We start from the raw sequence: 18826 nt of genomic DNA, 5'->3' as shown, positions 1-18826 counted from the left end.
GACGACACCCGTCAACACCGCTTGGACCCAGAACCCGCCCCCATGCCCCTTAACGATACCCATGCCCCGCGCGACGCTGAGACCAGGCAAATCGATTATAACGATTCGATCCGCTCGACCTATTTTTCCAACGATGAGCTGAGGGCCTGCGGGTCGAACCTGGCGCTGAACGGCGCCTCTTCGCTGCCTGCCTATTTCCCCTTCGATTTCCGTGCCCGTCACCGAGAAAACGAAAACGAGATTTTCCGCGTCTACAAAGTGACCGCGCGCGACGTCGAGGCCGGCGCCTCGATCACGCCGGCGGCCGAATGGCTGCTCGACAACCATTACATCGTCGAGGAAGCGATCCAGGAAGTCCGACGCGATTTCCCGCGCAAATTCTATCGTCAGCTGCCGACGATCGAAGTTGCGGGCACCACGATCCCGCGCACCATGGCGCTTGCCTGGCTTTATGTCGCCCACACGCACGGCACGGTTTCGCGCGAAAGCCTGACGGCGATGGTCGGAGGCTTTCAGGAGCATGGCACCTTCAAGATCGGCGAACTCTGGGCGCTGCCGTCGCTGCTGCGCTTCGTACTGATCGAAAACCTGCGCCGCATCGCCATCCGTGTCGATCGCTCGCGCGGCATGCGCCGCAAGGCAAACGACGTTGCCGACGAGGTGATCCGCCTCAAGGATACGGATCGGGTGAAGGCGCTGCTCAAGGAAATCGAGCCGCTTGCCGCCGACAATACCTTCGTGGCGCAGCTACTTTATCGTCTGCGTGACGGTTCTCAGACCTCCGGGCTGGTGATCAACTGGCTGGAGGAACAGCTGGAAGCGCGCGACAGCGATGTCGAAAATGCGCTTCTCGCCGAGCAGAACCGGCTTTCCTCCGGCAATGCGACGATGAGCAACATCATTCGCAGCCTGCGCGAAATCGACGACAACGACTGGGCCGTCTGGTTCGAAAGCGTTAGCAAGCTCGACGAGGCCCTGCGTCGGGGCTCCGACTACATGGCGCTCGATTTCGGTTCGCGCAACAAATACCGCAACACCATCGAGCGACTGGCACGCCGCTCCGGTCGCACGGAACTCGAAGTGACCGAGCTGGCCATGGCCATGGTGCAGACGGAATCCGAGACGCCGCGGCAAGACGGTTCCGTGCGGGCTGCCAATGTCGGCGAATACCTTGTCGGCAAGAAGCGCCGCATTCTCGAAGCCAAGATCGAATATCGCCCGTCGATCGTGCAGCTGATCATCCGCGCCAGCCGCAAGCTCGACTGGCTGGCGATCGCCGGCCCCAATATCCTCCTGACGATCCTGGCGATGTTCCTCGTCTATGCCTTCGTCAGCCCGATGGATATTCCGAACGGCGCGAAGCTGATCATGCTGCTGCTCTTCGCGCTGCCGGCCTCCGAAGGCGCGATGGGCCTGTTCAACACGCTCGTTACCTTCTTCGTCACGCCGACGCGGCTGGTGGGCTACGAATTCCTCGAAGGTATCCCCGAAGATGCCCGCACGCTCGTCGTCGTGCCCTGTCTGATCTCCAAACGCGATCATGTCGACGAACTGGTCCGCAATCTCGAAGTCCATTACCTCGCAAATCCCCGCGGCGAGGTGTACTTCGCCCTCGTCAGCGACTGGGCCGACAGTCAGGTCGAAGAGACCGCAGCCGATCTCGAGGTTCTGGAATACGCCAAGGGCGAGATCGCGACCCTTGCGGCGCGCTATGCCCATGACGGCCGCACCCGTTTCTATCTCCTGCACCGCCGCCGCCTCTATAACGAATCCGAAGGCGCCTGGATGGGCTGGGAGCGCAAGCGCGGCAAGCTGCACGAGCTGAACCTGCTCTTGCGCGGCGACAAGGACACGTCCTTCCTCGCCGGCGCCAACACGGTGCCGGAAAACGTGCAATATGTGATGACGCTCGATTCCGACACGCGCCTGATGCGCGATGCGGTCACCAAGCTCGTCGGCAAGCTCTATCATCCGATCAACCGCCCGGTGGTCGATCCGGTGACGCAGAAAGTGCTTGCCGGCTACAGCATCCTGCAGCCGCGTGTCACGCCGTCGCTGACGACCGGCAGCGAAGCCTCGGCCTTCCAGCGCATCTTCTCGGCCAATCGCGGCATCGATCCTTACGTCTTCACCGTCTCCGACGTCTATCAGGACATCGCCGGCGAAGGCACGTTTACCGGCAAGGGCCTCTACCACGTAGATGCCTTTGAGGCGGCGATCAAGGGCCGGATCGAGGAAAACGCGGTTCTCAGCCACGACCTGCTCGAAGGCTCGCTGTCGCGCTGCGCCCTCGTCACCGATGTCGAACTGGTCGAGGATTTCCCGATCCGCTACGAGGTCGAGACCTCGCGCCAGCATCGCTGGGCGCGGGGCGACTGGCAGCTTCTTCCCTATATCTTCAACCCCAGGAACGGCCTCTCCATGCTCGGCCGCTGGAAGATGTACGACAATCTGCGCCGCTCGCTGATCCCGGTCGCCTGGCTCGTCGCCTCGGTCATGGGCTGGTACTATATGGAGCCGACCCAGGCGCTGATCTGGCAGTTCGTCCTGATCTTCAGCCTGTTCGTCGCCCCGACGCTCTCGCTGCTCTCCAGCATCATGCCGCGTCGGAGCGATATCGTCGCACGGGCGCATCTGCATGCAGTTCTCTCGGAAATCCAGTCCGCTAACGCGCAGGTCGCACTGCGCATCGTCTTTATCGCTCATTCGGCAGCGATGATGGCGGATGCCATCGTGCGCTCGCTTTACCGCACTTTCGTCAGCGGCAAGCTGATGCTGGAATGGCGCACGGCCGCCCAGGTGCAGAGTTCGGCGGCCGACAGCACGATCTGGGACTATTACCGCTCCATGTGGACGGCGCCGGTGCTGGCGGTGGTCTCGCTGGCGCTGGCGGCGATCTCCGATACCGGCCTGCCCTTTATCGGCATTCCCTTCGCCGCTCTCTGGATAGCCTCCCCGGCCATTGCCTGGTTCGTCAGCCAGTCGGCCGAAACCGAAGACCAGCTCGTCGTGCCGGAAGAGGTCGTCGACGAATTCCGCAAGATCGCGCGCCGCACCTGGCGCTATTTCGAGCAGTTCGTCACCGCCGAGCAGAACTTCCTGCCGCCGGACAATTTCCAGGAAACCCCACATCCGGTGCTCGCCGAGCGCACCTCGCCGACCAATATCGGCGTTTATCTTCTCTCGGTCATGTCGGCCCGCGATTTCGGCTGGATCGGTTTCGAGGAAACCATCCGCCGGCTGGAAGAAACGGTCGCCACGCTCGACCGCATGCAGAAATTCCGCGGGCATCTGTTCAACTGGTACAAGACCGACACGCTGGAGCCGATGGAGCCGAAATATATTTCGGCTGTCGACAGTGGCAACCTCGCCGGCCACCTGATCGCCGTCTCCTCGATGTGCCGCGAATGGGCCGAAGCCCCCTCCGCCCATGTTCAGGCCAGCCTCGACGGCATCGGCGACGTTGCCGCGATCCTGATGGAAATGCTCGCCCAGCTGCCGGACGACCGCAAGACGGTTCGGCCGCTGCGCAAGCTGCTCGACGAGCGCATTACAGGCTTCGAGAACGCCTTGCAGGCGGTCAAGCGCGAGCATGAATTCGCTTCGATCCGCGTCATCAACCTCGCGGTTCTGGCGCGCGACATGCACAAGCTCACGGTCAATCTCGACCACGAGGTGAAGAGCGCCAAGAGCGCAGAGGTCTCGAACTGGGCGGCGCTGCTGGTCAACACCTGCGAAGCCCACATCGCCGACGGCGTCTTCGACCTGACGGCGATCGAGAGCCTGCGCCAGCGGCTGATCGTGCTGCGCGACCGCACCCGCGATCTCGCCTTCACGATGGATTTCAGCTTCCTGTTCCGCAAGGAGCGCCGCCTGCTGTCGATCGGCTACCGGGTCAATACCGGCGAACTGGACGAGGCCTGCTACGACCTTCTCGCCTCCGAAGCGCGCCTCACCAGCCTTTTCGCCATCGCCAAGGGCGATCTGCCGACCGAGCACTGGTACAAGCTCGGCCGCCCGGTCGTGCCGGTCGGCGCGCGTGGCGCGCTGGTCTCGTGGTCGGGTTCGATGTTCGAATATCTGATGCCGCCACTCGTCATGCAGGAGCGGCAGGGCGGCATCCTCAACCAGACCAACAATCTGGTGGTGAAGGAGCAAATGAACCATGGCCGCCGTCTCGGCACGCCGTGGGGCATCTCGGAAGCCGCCTTCAACGCGCGCGACCATGAGCTGACCTATCAATACACCAACTTCGGCGTACCGACGCTCGGCCTGAAGCGCGGTCTTGGCCAGAATGCCGTCATCGCGCCTTACGCCTCGATCCTCGCCAGCATGTACGATCCGAAGGCGGCGCTGGCGAACCTCGAACGGCTGCGCGCCGTCGGCGCGCTCGGCGTCTACGGTTTCCACGATGCCGTCGACTATACCCCGACCCGCGTGCCGGAAGGCCAGACTTGCGCCGTCGTGCGCAACTACTATGCTCACCACCACGGCATGTCGATTGCAGCCGTCGCCAACGTCGTTTTCGAAGGGCGTCTGCGTGAATGGTTCCATGCCGATCCGGTGATCGAGGCGGCCGAACTGCTGCTGCAGGAAAAAGCGCCGCGCGACATTCCGATCATGAATGCCAAGCGCGAGCCGGAATCGCTCGGCAAGGGCCAGGAAGACCTGCTGCGGCCGGAAGTCCGCACCATCGTCGAGCCTTTGCAGAAGGATCGGGAAACCGTCTTCCTCTCCAACGGCCACTACTCCGTCATGCTGACGGCGACCGGCGCGGGCTATTCGCGCTGGAACGGCCAGACGGTCGTGCGCTGGAAGCCCGACCCGACCGAAGACCGCTGGGGCACCTTCCTGTTCCTGCGCGATACCACGACCGGCGAATGGTGGTCGGCGACAGCCGAGCCGCGCCGTGCGGCGGGCGAAAAGACCACGACCCGCTTCGGCGACGACAAGGCGGAATTCGTCAAGATCGTCGGCGACATCACCAGCGAGGTCGAGTGCATCGTTGCGACCGAGCATGATGCCGAAGGCCGCCGCCTGACCTTGCTCAACGGCAGCTCGGAAGACCGTTTCATCGAGGTCACCTCCTATGCCGAGCCGGTGCTGACCACGGATGATACCGACAGCGCCCACCCGCTGTTTGCCAAGATGTTCCTGCGCACGGAGATCGATCCGAAGGGCGACGTGATCCGCGTCAGCCGCAACAAGCGCAGCCCCGGCGAGCCGGATATGGAAGTCGCCCATCTGGTGGCCGACAATTCCGGCGGCGAGCGCCGCACCGAGGCGGAAACCGATCGCCGCCGCTTTATCGGCGTCGGCCGGACGCTGGCCGAAGCGCAGGTCTTCGACGAGGGTGCCGCGCTTTCCGGCACGGACGGCTATACGCTCGATCCGGTCATGTCGCTGCGCCGGGTCATCCGCGTGCCGGCCAACAAGAAGGTGAGCATCATCTTCTGGACGATCGCCGCGCCGAACCGCGAGCAGGTCGATCGGGCGGTCGATCGCTATCGCCACCCCGACAGCTTCAATCACGAGCAGATCCACGCCTGGACCCGCAGCCAGGTGCAGCTGCGCCATGTCGGCATCACCTCGCAGGAGGCCGCGAGCTTCCAGATGCTCGGCCGTTACCTCGCCTATCCCGATATGCAGCTGCGTGCCGATTCGGCAACGGTGCAGGCGGGGCTCGGGCCGCAATCGGCCCTCTGGCCGCTGTCGATCTCGGGCGATTTCCCGATCTTCACCATCCGCATCAACGACGATGTCGATATGAACATCGCCCGTGAGGCGCTGAAGGCGCAGGAATATATGCGCGCCCGCGGCGTCACCGCCGATCTGGTGATCGTCAACGAACGTGCCGCATCCTACGCGCAGGACATGCAGCATGCGCTCGACGCGATGTGTGAAAACCTGCGCCTGCGTGGGCATTCGGACGGCGCGCGCCAGCATATCTTCGCCGTGCGCCGCGATATCATGGAGCCGCAGACCTGGTCGGCGCTGCTCTCCGCCTCCCGCGCCGTCTTCCATGCCCGCAACGGTACGCTGTCGGATCAGATCAGTCGCGCCGGCTCACTGTTCTCCTCACCGTTGAAGGCGAAGTCCAAGGCGACGCTGCCCTTGCTGGCCGCCATGCCGAAGGATGAGGGCAAGGCGGAGATTTCCGGCGAAGGCTTAGATTTCTGGAACGGTTATGGCGGCTTCTCCGGCGATGGCCGCGAATATGTCACGCGCCTGCGCGGCGGCGAAGCGACGCCGCAGCCGTGGATCAACGTTATTTCCAACGAGATCTTCGGTTTTCACGTGGCCGCCGAAGGTGCGGCCTTCACCTGGAGCCGTAACTCACGCGATTTCCAGCTGACGAGCTGGACCAACGATCCCGTCGGCAACCGTCCGGGCGAGGCGATCTTCATCCGCGATATGGAAAGCGGTGCGGTCGTAACCCCCTATGGTAGCCTGTCGCGCCGCGGCTCGACCGTGTTCGAAACCCGTCATGGCCTCGGCTATTCGGTTTTCGAAAGCAGGCAGGAAGACCTTGCGCTCGAGGTGATCCAGACCGTTCATCGCACGCTGCCGGTCAAGGCTGTGCGCCTGAAGCTGCGCAACGATGCGGCGGGCGAACGCAGCCTGAAGGTCTACGGCTATCTCGAATGGGTGCTCGGCAACAACCGGTCGAAGACCGCGCCGTTCGTGCTCACCAAGCGGGACAACGAGACCGGGTCTTTCCTCGCGACAAACCCCTACAGCATCGATTACTCCAGCCGCACGAGCTTCTTCGCTGCGAGCGAGACGGCAAGCGGCTTTACGGCAAGCCGCCACGAGTTCCTCGGCCGCAGCGGCAGCATTTATGCGCCGAACGCGGTCACCTCCGGCTTCGACCTTTCGGGCGCGACGGAGGCGGATGGCGATCCCTGCGCAGCACTTGCGATCGATGTAACGCTGAAGGCCGGGGAAACCCGCGAGATCACCTTCTTCGTCGGCGACGGCGACACGGAAGAGCAGGCCCGCGATATCCTCGCGCAGGCGCTGAAGACATCGGTCGAGACGATGCTTGATGAAGCTAAGGCCTATTGGGCGGATTTCACCGGCGTTCTGACGGTCGATACGCCCGACAAGGCGTTCAACACGATGATCAATGCCTGGCTGCCTTATCAGAGCCTCGGTTGCCGCATCCTTGCCCGCACGGCCTTCTACCAGGCGAGCGGTGCCTTCGGCTTCCGTGACCAGTTGCAGGATACGCTGGCGTTCCTCGTCCATCGGCCGGAATTGGCGCGCGCGCAGATCCTCAACGCCGCCGCCCGGCAGTTCCCGGAAGGGGATGTGCTGCATTGGTGGCTGCCGGGCAACGGCTCGGGCGTGCGCACGCTGATCTCGGACGACGTCGTCTGGCTGGGACACGCGGTGCAGTATTATTGCAAGGTCACCGGCACCAAGGATATCCTCGACGAGCAGATCGCCTTCATCGACGGTCCGCCTCTGGCGGACGGTCAGCATGACAATTTCTTCCAGCCCATGGTCTCCGAACGGCGCGTCAGTCTCTATGAGCACTGCGCCGTGGCGCTCGATCTCGCGATCAAGCGCACGGGCGAAAACGGCCTGCCGCTGATCCTCGGCGGCGACTGGAACGACGGCATGAACCGCGTCGGCATCGAAGGGCGTGGCACAAGCGTCTGGCTCGGCTGGTTCCTGGCGGCAACGCTGCGCTCGTTCATCGCCATTGCGCGGGAGCGGGGCGATAACGCTCATGCGGAAGCATGGGAAAAGCATCTCGAATCGCTGAAGGCAGCGCTTGAGACCGCCGGCTGGGATGGCGGCTACTATCGTCGTGGCTATTACGACGATGGCACGCCGCTCGGCACGGCCGGGGCGGACGAATGCCGGATCGATTCGATCGCGCAGTCCTGGAGCGTGCTGTCGGCGGAAGGCAACCCTGAGCGCTCGCGTCAGGCAATGGATGCGGTTCTCGTGGAACTTGCCGATTCCGATCACCAGATAATCCGGCTGTTCACGCCGCCGCTCTCCGGCTCGGCGCAGGACCCCGGCTATATCAAGGGCTATCCGCCGGGCGTTCGCGAAAACGGCGGCCAATACACCCACGCGGCCACCTGGGTTGTGCTGGCGCTTGCCGCGCAGGGCCGGGCTGACGATGCCTGGCGGGCCTTCGAAATGCTGAACCCGGTCAACCATGCCAAGGACCGCGAAGCTGCCGACCTCTACCGCGTCGAGCCCTATGTGGTCGCCGCCGATATTTATGGCGAAGGCGCGCTTGCGGGCCGGGGTGGCTGGACGTGGTATACCGGCTCGGCCGCCTGGCTTTACCGGGCCGCGGTCGAGGGTATTCTCGGCATCCGCAAGCGCGGCGACGACCTGATCGTCGCGCCGGCCTTGCCGCAGGGCTGGAACGGCTTTAGCGCCAAGATGCGTATCGGTGACAAGGTCCACGAGATTTCCGTGAGCCGCGCCGCCGATGGCACCGTCGTCGCCAGCATCGACAATAAAACTGTCACACAAAACGCGCATGAAGGCCTAGTGCTTTAGCCGCCGGTGACAGCCTGAACCGGCTTTGCACTCCGCAAAGCCGGTTTTTCATGTCTGCTATCAGCATCGAAAATTCGCGACGGGGCGGGGCGCCACAATGCGAGCGACGATGAATGCTTCAGAGAATGCCTCTTCCGGCCGGCGATGCGGCGGGCGTGGTCACCCAGCGCGACACGCGGCTTGATGTCTGCCGGGCCATCTGCCTGTTGATGATCTTCGTCAACCACGTTCCCGGACAATATCTCGAATACCTGACCTCGAAAAATTTCGGCTTTTCCGATTCGGCCGAAGCCTTCGTGCTGATTTCCGGCCTCTCCGCCGGGCTGGCCTATGGCCGCAAGTTCGTGGCCGGCAGCCGGCTTGCGGTCAGCATCCGCATCTGGCGGCGGGCTTTCACGCTGTACATCGCCCACATCATGACCAGCATCATCACGCTCGCCATCTTTGCCGGCGGCGCGCTCTATTTCGGGCGGCAGGATCTCGTCGGCGAAATCAATATCCGGCCGATTGTCGAAAATACAGAACAGGGGCTGGTTGCCATGGTGCTGCTCGGCCACCAGCTCGGCTACAACAACATCCTGTCGATGTATGCCGTTCTGTTCCTGATGCTGCCGGGCATGCTCTGGCTGCGCTCGAAAAGCGCCGTGCTGCTGCTCGTCTTGTCAGGGGCGATCTGGCTTGCGGCGGGCATCTACCAGATCGCGCCGGCCAATTTCCTTGATGAAGGCTACTGGTTCCTCAATCCATGGTCCTGGCAGTTCCTGTTCGTCATCGGCGTCGTGACAATGATGCACGTCGGGGAGGGTGGCCACTTGCCGCGGCATCCGTTATTGATCGCGCTCGCCGCGGGCTATGTCGGCCTGTCGTTCTGCTGGGTCGTATTTTCCTGGTGGAATATCGATTTTTCCTATGGCCTGCCGGCCGTGCTGACCGGCTTCGACAAGACCTTCCTATCGACGCCGCGGTTTCTGCACGTGCTGGCGCTTGGCTATCTCTTCGCCGTTCTGCCGCAGCTCAGCGCCCTGGTGCGGCTCAGGATCGATCATCCGCTGGTGATTATCGGCCGCCATTCACTGCCGGTCTTCATCTTCGGCACGATCCTCGCCATGGTCGGCCAGGTCTTCGTCTTCGTGACCGACAGGAATGCCACTCTCGGCACAGCCTATGTCGCCGCCGGTATCGGCCTGCATTTCGCCTATGCGCGGTATCTCGATTGGCTCGGCGCCGTTTCGTCTGGCTCGGCGGCACAGGCCTGAAACAAAAAGACCCCGCCGAGGCGGGGTCCTTGAGATCGTTGTAAAGCTGCTTTGCCGGATCAGGCGGCCGTGTGGCTCATGCGGACATCGTCGTCCGTAAGAATACCGCTGGCGCGCAGCAGGGCGGCGAAGCGGCCGTTGCTGTGGCTCAGTTCACTAAAGCCGCCCATTTCGACGATCCGGCCGCGATCCATGAAGATCACCAGATCGGCCTCGCGCACGGTCGACAGGCGGTGCGCGATGATGAAAGTGGTGCGATCCTTGCGCAGGTTGTCGATCGCCGTCTTCACGCGGTTTTCGGTTTCGACGTCCAGCGCCGAGGTTGCTTCGTCGAGCACCAGGATCGGCGCGTTCTTGAGGATCGCGCGGGCAATGGCGATACGCTGGCGCTCGCCGCCGGAGAGGCGATTGCCGCGCTCGCCGACATGGGTGTCGTAACCGCCCTGGCGGCCCTCGATGAAGTCTGCCGCGGCGGCGGCTTCGGCGGCGCGTATCACGTCGTCCTGGGAGGCGTCTTCACGGCCGAGCTTGATGTTGTCGCAGATCGAGCGGTTGAGCAGACCGGCATCCTGAAACACGGTGGCGATCGAGCGGCGCAGCGACTTGCGGGTCACCTTGGAGATGTCGACGCCGTCGACCAGGATCTTGCCGGAGGCCGGCTCATGCACGCGCTGCAAGAGGTTGACGAGCGTGGTCTTGCCGGCACCCGTCGGGCCGACGATGGCGATCGTCTGGCCAGCCTTTGCAGTGAACGAGATGTTGTGAAGGCCTTCGTTGGAATTGGCGAAGTTGAAGGAAACGTCGCGGAATTCGACCTCGCCTGTGACATTGTTCAGTTCGCCGGCATCGGCGGGCTCTTCGCGTTCGCGCACCGAATCTTCCAGCACGAAGAAGTCTTCAAGCTTCGAGCGGGCTTCGAAAATCTGGGTGACGAAGGCTTTCATCTGGTCGAGGCGGCCGATCAGCAGGCCGGCAAAGCCGATGAAGGCAACGACGTCGCCCACGGCGAGTTCGCCGCGCTGCACCAGCACGGTGCCGATGACCAGGATGGCCATCATCGAGATGGTCGAGGCCATGCGGTTCAGCGCCGAGGCCAGCGCCCACCAGTCGAGGACCGGCAACTGGGCGGAAATCAGCTTGCCGGTGAATTCCTTGAGCGCGCGGGTTTCGGCTTCGATTCGGTTATAGCTATGCACGACCGAGACGTTGCTGATCGAGTCGGAGACGTGGGAGAAGACGGTATGATAGTGACCTTCGACGGAGGCCTGGCCTTCCTTGGTCTTGGTCATCACGACCTTGCCGATGATGACATAGAGCACGCCGAGAACCAGCAGGACCGCCGACAGGCGCATGTCCATCGCCATCGCGGTCGGAACGAGAAGGATCAGCGCAACCGCGGTCGCCAGATGCTGGCGCATGAATTCGAGCCAGAGGCCGAACAGCGTTTCGCAGGCGCGCAGCAGGGTGTGGAGCGCATTCGAGGTGCCGCGCTGGGTGTGCCACGACAAGGGCATGGCGATGATGCGGCCGAAGGCTTCGGCGATCAGCGTCGAGCGGCGGGTGTGGGCCAGCCTGTCGGCCTCGCGGGCGACAAGCACGAAGGCGATGGTGTTGAACACGCCGAGGCCTGCCCACAGGAAGAGCATGGAGGAAACGCCCTGCTTGTTGGAGATGGCATCGATGATGCGGCCGAAAAGCACGGGCTCGGCAATGGTGATCGCCGCCAGAACGATGTTGGCCAGGACGATCGCCGAAACGCGAAACTTGTGAACGCCGAGATACTGGAGCGCTCTTGCATAGACCTGAAACAATGACACGGGTCTCTAATCCTTGTTGCCTACCGTCAGATGCGGCGCGTTTTTCCGCGCCGCTGGAAGACCTGCCTTGCCGTATTCCGGTCCATGCGGTTGCGCACGGGCCTTTCAACGAAACCGGCCGGGAAAATCTCCCTATTCATTCTGCTCGTCGGGTCGGCTAAAACTGCTTCGGGTCATCGAGACACACAAACCTAGCGGTCGGTTCGGCCGGAGGGCGCGAACTGCAAATTGCATAGCGTGCTATTGTTTGTCTCTTGCGGTGACCTGCGTGACGCGTTTATGCCGTACCTTGACTGAACGTTGGGGATTATCGCGGTTGCAACATGAATGAGTGCTGAACGATGTATTCAGGAAGCGCTACAAGGATTATTGCCGGCCGCGGTGGGCCGGTGCGAGGGTGTTTCGAATGAACCTTACATTGCTGGTGAATTTTCTCGGTCTTATCGACGAAATGAAGACCAGGGGCGAGATCGTCCAGGAGTTCGAGCGGGTGCTCGATCTCTACGGTTTCGACTACTACGGGATCGTGCGGCAGCCCAAGCCGAATGAGAATCCGCTGAGCCTGCTGCTCGCCGGCCGGTGGCCGGATGGCTGGCCGCAGATCTACATCAAGAAGAAATACGTCATCATCGATCCGACCATCCGTTATCTCGGTCATGCCCAGCGCGGTTTCCGCTGGCGCGATACGGTCGTTGCCTTCCGTTCGGACCCGCACCGCAAGCGCATGGAGCGCATGATGGTGGAGGCGCGCGGTCACGGCCTGCACGACGGCTATATCTTCCCGGTTCATGGCCGGCGCGGTCTGCTCGGCAACATGACGCTGGGTGGTCGTGTCGTCGATCTGAACCCGGTCGAGATGAGCCTGTTCGACGCCATCGCCAAGAAACTGTTCTGGCGGCTTCTGGAGTTGATGGACCCGGCGATCCTCGAGGAGATGGTATCGAGCGTCGATGTGCAGATGACGCGCCGCGAAATGGAGGCGCTGAATTATCTCGCCGACGGCATGACATCGAACGAGATCAGCAAGGTGCTCAACATCTCCAACCACACCGTCGACTGGTACATGAACGGCATTCAGGAAAAGCTGAAGGCCAAGAACCGTCACCACGTCGTCGCGCTATCGTTCCGGCTCGGGCTGATCAGCTGACGCAACACGCCTCATTTATGGCTCAAATCAAATTGAACTTCCCGAAATAAGCGCTAATGTTGTTGTTGCGGTGCAGCATTGCCGTGTTTCAAGTCATGGGGAGTTCGACTTGCGCATTACCAAAATCCTTGTCGCCAACCGGTCCGAAATTGCCATTCGCGTTTTCCGCGCTGCAAACGAACTGGGTATAAAAACGGTTGCGATCTGGGCGGAGGAAGACAAACTTGCGCTGCATCGCTTCAAGGCGGATGAGAGCTATCAGATCGGCCGCGGCCCGCATCTCGCCCGCGATCTGGGGCCGATCGAAAGCTACCTGTCGATCGACGAGGTGATCCGCGTCGCCAAGCTTTCCGGCGCCGATGCCATCCATCCGGGCTACGGCCTGCTCTCGGAAAGCCCCGAATTCGTCGATGCTTGTCATGAGGCCGGCATCATCTTCATCGGCCCGACCGGCGACACCATGCGCCGCCTCGGCAACAAGGTCGCCGCCCGCAATCTGGCGGTCGAGATCGGCGTTCCGGTGGTGCCGGCGACCGATCCGCTGCCCGAAGACGAGGCGGAAATTCGCCGCCTGGCTGACGAAATCGGCTACCCGGTGATGCTGAAGGCCTCCTGGGGCGGTGGTGGGCGCGGCATGCGCGCGATCCGCGATCCGAAGGATCTGATCCGTGAAGTCACCGAAGCCAAGCGCGAGGCGAAGGCCGCCTTCGGCAAGGACGAGGTCTATCTGGAAAAGCTGGTCGAGCGCGCCCGTCACGTCGAGAGCCAGATTCTTGGCGATACCCACGGCAATGTCGTGCATCTGTTCGAGCGTGATTGCTCGGTGCAGCGCCGCAACCAGAAGGTCGTCGAGCGTGCGCCGGCCCCTTACCTGAACGAGGCGCAGCGCCAGGAACTGGCTGATTATTCGACCCGGATTGCCAGGGCGACCCGCTATATCGGCGCCGGCACGGTCGAGTATCTGATGGATATGGACACCGGCAAGTTCTACTTCATCGAGGTCAATCCGCGCATCCAGGTCGAGCATACCGTCACCGAAGTCGTGACCGGCATCGATATCGTCAAGGCGCAGATCCACATCCTCGAAGGTGCTGCGATCGGCACGCCGGAATCGGGCGTTCCACGCCAAGAAGACATCCGCCTCAACGGCCATGCCCTGCAGTGCCGTATCACCACGGAAGACCCGGAACACAACTTCATCCCCGATTACGGCCGCATCACCGCCTATCGCGTCGCCACCGGCTTCGGCATCCGGCTCGATGGCGGCACGGCCTATTCGGGCGCGGTTATCACCCGCTTCTACGATCCGCTCTTGGAAAAGGTCACGGCCTGGGCGCCGAACCCGGATGACGCGATCGACCGCATGGACCGGGCGTTGCGCGAATTCCGTATTCGCGGCGTCGCCACCAACCTCACCTTCCTCGAAGCGATCATCTCGCATCCGAAATTCCGGGGGAACAGCTACACCACCCGCTTTATCGATACGACGCCGGAACTGTTCCAGCAGGTCAAGCGCCAGGACCGCGCCACCAAGCTGCTGACCTATCTTGCCGACGTCACCGTCAACGGCCACCCGGAAGCCAAGGGTCGGCCGAAGCCGAAGGCGGATGCGGCCAAGCCGGTCCTTCCCCATATCGATGCGCCGGTTAAGGCCGGCACCAAGCAGAAGCTCGACGAACTTGGCCCGAAGAAATTCGCCGAATGGGTACGCGCCGAAAAGCGCGTGCTGATGACCGATACGACGATGCGCGACGGCCACCAGTCGCTGCTTGCGACCCGCGTTCGCACCTATGACATCGCCCGCATCGCCGGCACCTATGCCAAGGCATTGCCGGAGCTGTTCTCGCTCGAATGCTGGGGCGGCGCCACCTTCGATGTGTCCATGCGCTTCCTGACGGAAGACCCGTGGGAGCGTCTCGCAAAGGTGCGTGAAGACGCGCCGAACCTGCTCTTGCAGATGCTGCTGCGCGGCGCCAACGGCGTCGGCTACAAGAACTATCCCGACAACGTCGTGAAATACTTCGTCCGGCAGGCGGCCAAGGGCGGCATCGACGTCTTCCGCGTGTTCGACTGCCTCAACTGGGTCGACAACATGCGGGTGTCGATGGAGGCGGTGGCCGAAGAGAACAAGATCTGCGAAGCGGCGATCTGCTACACCGGCGATATCCTCAATTCGGCCCGGCCGAAATACGACCTGAAATATTACACTGCGCTTGCCGCCGATCTCGAAAAGGCCGGCGCGCATATGATTGCGCTGAAGGACATGGCCGGTCTCCTGAAGCCTGCCGCCGCCACGGTGCTGTTCAAGGCGCTGCGGGAAGCAACGGACCTGCCGATCCACTTCCACACGCATGATACCTCGGGCATTGCGGCGGCGACCGTGCTTGCCGCCGTCGATGCCGGCGTCGATGTCGTCGATGCGGCGATGGATGCCTTCTCCGGCAACACCTCGCAGCCCTGCCTCGGCTCGATCGTCGAGGCGCTGAAGGGCTCCGAGCGCGATCCGGGCCTCGATCCCGAATGGCTTCGCCGCATCTCCTTCTATTGGGAAGCGGTGCGCAACCAGTACGCCGCCTTCGAAAGCGACCTCAAGGGGCCGGCGTCGGAAGTCTACCTGCATGAAATGCCGGGCGGTCAGTTCACCAACCTCAAGGAACAGGCCCGCTCGCTCGGGCTTGAGACCCGCTGGCATCAGGTGGCGCAGGCCTATGCCGATGCCAACCAGATGTTCGGCGATATCGTCAAGGTGACGCCGTCGTCCAAGGTGGTCGGCGACATGGCGCTGATGATGGTGTCTCAGGACCTGACGGTGGCTGATGTCGAAAACCCGGCGAAGGACATCGCCTTCCCGGAATCCGTCGTCTCGATGCTGAAGGGCGATCTCGGCCAGCCTCCGGGCGGATGGCCGAAGGCGCTGCAGGCAAAGGCGCTGAAGGGCGAGGCGGCCTATACCGCCGTTCCCGGCTCGCTGCTGCCGCCGGCCGATCTCGCCGCCGAACGCAAGGCGATCGAAACGAAGCTGGAGCGCGAGGTCTCCGACTTCGAATTCGCTTCCTACCTGATGTACCCCAAGGTCTTCACCGACTACGCGCTGGCTGCGGATACCTATGGCCCCGTCTCGGTGTTGCCGACGCCTGCCTATTTCTATGGGCTTTCGGCCAGCGAGGAGCTGCTGCCGGAGCTGGAAAAGGGCGTGTCCCTCGTCATCCTGCATCAGGCGAAGAGCGAGCCGGACGAGCAGGCCATGGTCAAGGTGTTCTTCGAACTCAACGGCCAGCCGCGCCTGATCAAGGTGCCCGATCGCAACCGCGCGGCCTCCTCGGCCATTCGCCGCAAGGCCGATGCCGGCAATGCCGCCCATCTCGGCGCGCCGATGCCGGGTGTCGTCTCCACGGTTGCGGTGTCTGCCGGCCAGTCCGTCAAGGCGGGCGATATCCTGCTCTCCATCGAAGCGATGAAGATGGAAACGGCGCTGCATGCGGAAAAGGACGGCACGATCGCCGAAGTCTTGGTCAGGACCGGCGAGCAGATCGACGCCAAGGATCTGCTGATCGTCTACGGCGCGTAAGGGCTCCTCTTCTCCCCAGCGGGGAGAAAATGCCCGAAGGGCAGATGGAGGCGGCATATCCCGAATGCGTGGATAGACCCCCTGATCCAGCGCTGCGCGCCACCTTCTCCCCGCTGGGGAGAAGGGAAGTCCTCAGATGTCGTAGCTATGCCCGGCGCTGAGCGAGGAGATGAACTTCTTGGTTCGCTCGCGCTCCGGCGTCTGGAAGATCGCCTTGGGCGCGCCGCTTTCTACAATCAGGCCGCCATCGAGGAACAGCACCTGATCGGCGACGCGCGAGGCAAGCCGCAGGTCATGGGTCGCCATGATCATCGTCGTGCCTTCGCGGGCAAGCCGGCTCAGGACTTCGACGACTTCTTCGGCCAGTTCCGGGTCGAGCGCCGAGGTCGGCTCGTCGCAGAGAAGCACGCGCGGCGACGGGGCAAGCGCACGGGCGATGGCCACGCGCTGCTGCTGGCCGCCGGAAAGCGTCGCCGGCCAGGCATCGGCCTTATGGGCCATGCCGACCTTCTGCAGCAGCTCCTCGGCGCGGGCGCGGGCCTTTTCCTTCGGCCATTTCAGCACGGTCACCAGCCCTTCCATGACGTTTTCGATCGCCGTCTGGTGCGGGAAAAGCTGGAAATTCTGGAACACCATGCCGGTCTGGCGGCGCAGGCGCTGGATCGCATCCCAGCCGACCTTCTTGCCCGGTGAAAACTGGATCGTTTCCTCCCCGAGCCGGATCGTGCCGGAGGTCGGCGTTTCCAACAGGTTGATGCAGCGCAGCATCGTGCTCTTGCCGCCGCCGGAAGGGCCGACCAGCGCCGTCACCGTGCCTTCGGCGATGGTGACGCTGATATCCTTCAAGACGACGTTGTCGCCGAAGCGTTTTTCGATGTGGGAAAGCTCGATCATGTGCGCGCCTCCAGGAAACCGCCATAACGGGCAAAGCGCTTTTCAAGCCGCACCTGCAGCGCCGAAAGGACCGAACTCAGGGCCAGATAGATCAAGGCCGCTTCGATATAGAGGATCAGCGGCTCATAGGTAGTGGCGACGATGCGCTGCGCCGTCTGGAAAAGCTCCGGTACGGTGATCGCGGCGGCAAGCGAGGTGTCCTTCACCAGCGAGATGAAGGTGTTCGACAGCGGCGGCACGGCGACACGGGTCGCCTGCGGCAGGATCGTGCGCCGCATCGCCTGGCTCCAGCTCATGCCGATCGAATAGGCGGCCTCCCATTGTCCTCTGGGGACAGAGGAGATGACGGCGCGGATGATTTCCGAGGTATAGGCGCCGATGTTCAGCGTGAAGCCGATCAGCGCCGCCGGGAAGGCATCGAGCAGGATGCCAAGGCTCGGAAGCCCATAGAAGATCACGAACAGCTGCACCAAGAGCGGCGTGCCGCGGATCACCCAGACATAGAAGCGGGCGACGGCGACCAGCGGCTTCGGCCCGAACAACCGGGTGACGGCCGTTACAAGGCCAAGCGCAAGGCCGAGCGCGAAGGAGAGCAGCGTCAGCGGAATGGTGAAGATCAGACCCGCCCAGAGGAGGGGCTGGAGCGAATCCAGCATGAGTTGTAGCCAGGCGGGCAAGAAACGACCCCTTCAAAGACATTGATCCGCCCCGGCGGGCGGAGCGGATCAGACTATAGCGGAGCACAGGTGAGGGCGAAACCGCCGCTCGCAAATGCTTATTTCGAGACGTCGGCGCCGAAATACTTCTGCGAGATGGCGTCGTAGGTGCCATCGGCCTTGATCTCGGCCAGGGCCTTGTTGATCGCTTCCAGCAGTTCCGGCTCGCCCTTGCGCAGGATGATGCCGGAGTGATCGGCGTCAGCCTGTTCGGCGGCGATCTTCACCGGTGCGTCGGGCTTGTGCTTCTTGAAGTCGAGGAAGGAGAGGCTGTCGTTGATGGTCGCATCGGCGCGGCCGGTCAGGACAAGCTGGATCGACTGGTCGAAGCCGTCGGTACCGACGAGTTCTGCACCCGAAGCCTGGGCGAGCTTGCCGAAGTTGCTGGTCAGCGACTGCGCGGCCTTCTTGCCCTTCAGGTCCTCGAAGCTCTTGATGCTGTCGTCGTCAGCCTTGGCGATCAGAACGGCCTTGGAGGCGATATAGGGCTCGGAGAAGTCATACTTCTTCTTGCGCTCTTCGGTGATGCCAACCTGGTTGATGACCGTGTCGTAACGGTTGGCATCGAGGCCGGCGATCAGGCCGTCCCACTTGCCTTCCAGGAATTCGGCCTTGACGCCAAGCTTCTTGGCGACGGCCTCGCCAATCTCGACGTCGAAACCGACGAGGGCGCCGGAGGCGTCATGGAAGGTGAAGGGCGCGTAGGTGCCTTCGGTGCCGATCTTCAGCACGCCGGCAGACTTGATCTCTTCGAGGTTGGAACCGGCCTGGGCAACGCCGGCAAAAACCAGCTGGGCGACTGTTGCGGCGGCGAGAAGGGTGTGGGTCCATTTCATGATGATTTTTCCATTCTTTTTGCGTCCGGTCCGTCTGCCGGGATGGCAGGACAATCGCAT

General features: G+C 62.8%; 8 protein-coding genes. 4 read left to right on the top strand and 4 right to left on the bottom strand.

Going from position 1 to position 18826, the window contains the following annotated elements; genetic code table 11:
• Nucleotides 1-42: 42 nt before the first annotated feature.
• Together ASC86_RS17150 and opgC are read left to right on the top strand one after the other, a co-directional pair.
• Nucleotides 43-8532 carry a glucoamylase family protein gene (locus ASC86_RS17150; RefSeq protein ID WP_156387095.1) on the top strand — a complete coding sequence of 2830 codons (8490 nt, stop codon included), beginning with the start codon at nucleotides 43-45 and terminating at the stop codon, nucleotides 8530-8532.
• A 125-nt stretch (nucleotides 8533-8657) separates the two neighbouring features.
• Complete coding sequence (gene opgC / locus ASC86_RS17145; RefSeq protein WP_244477636.1) at nucleotides 8658-9788, top strand: OpgC domain-containing protein; 1131 nt, start codon at nucleotides 8658-8660, stop codon at nucleotides 9786-9788.
• A 59-nt stretch (nucleotides 9789-9847) separates the two neighbouring features.
• On the opposite strand, the gene ASC86_RS17140 is transcribed toward opgC, so the two are convergent.
• Nucleotides 9848-11605 (bottom strand): glucan ABC transporter ATP-binding protein/ permease, encoded by a 1758-nt coding sequence (locus ASC86_RS17140; RefSeq protein WP_056323776.1) that lies wholly within the window; start codon nucleotides 11603-11605, stop codon nucleotides 9848-9850.
• 406 nt (nucleotides 11606-12011) lie between these two features.
• Here ASC86_RS17140 and ASC86_RS17135 point away from each other — a divergent pair, with 406 nt between their 5' ends.
• Together ASC86_RS17135 and pyc are read left to right on the top strand one after the other, a co-directional pair.
• A complete protein-coding gene (locus ASC86_RS17135) occupies nucleotides 12012-12752 on the top strand; it encodes a LuxR family transcriptional regulator (RefSeq protein ID WP_056323773.1) in 741 nt (246 codons plus the stop codon).
• A 109-nt stretch (nucleotides 12753-12861) separates the two neighbouring features.
• Entirely contained in the window at nucleotides 12862-16320 is a 3459-nt protein-coding gene (gene pyc / locus ASC86_RS17130) for a pyruvate carboxylase (RefSeq protein WP_056323770.1), read from the top strand.
• Between the two features lie 132 nt (nucleotides 16321-16452).
• Here the strand turns inward: pyc and ASC86_RS17125 are convergent, their stop codons facing one another.
• The 3 genes from ASC86_RS17125 to ASC86_RS17115 form a co-directional block, all read right to left on the bottom strand.
• The gene (locus tag ASC86_RS17125; protein ID WP_056323767.1) at nucleotides 16453-17214 is read right to left on the bottom strand and encodes an amino acid ABC transporter ATP-binding protein; all 762 of its coding nucleotides are present in this window, start codon (nucleotides 17212-17214) and stop codon (nucleotides 16453-16455) included.
• Nucleotides 17211-17891 (bottom strand): amino acid ABC transporter permease, encoded by a 681-nt coding sequence (locus ASC86_RS17120; RefSeq protein WP_056323765.1) that lies wholly within the window; start codon nucleotides 17889-17891, stop codon nucleotides 17211-17213. Before ASC86_RS17120 ends, ASC86_RS17125 begins: the two co-directional genes overlap by 4 nt.
• Before the next feature lie 98 nt (nucleotides 17892-17989).
• The gene (locus ASC86_RS17115; protein ID WP_056323761.1) at nucleotides 17990-18766 is read right to left on the bottom strand and encodes an amino acid ABC transporter substrate-binding protein; all 777 of its coding nucleotides are present in this window, start codon (nucleotides 18764-18766) and stop codon (nucleotides 17990-17992) included.
• Between the last annotated feature and the right edge of the window lie 60 nt (nucleotides 18767-18826).

The organism is Rhizobium sp. Root1212 (assembly GCF_001424985.1).
Classification (GTDB): domain Bacteria; phylum Pseudomonadota; class Alphaproteobacteria; order Rhizobiales; family Rhizobiaceae; genus Pararhizobium.
The sequence above is the reverse complement of the archived record's forward strand: the minus strand, read 5'-3'. Positions and strand labels throughout refer to the sequence as shown.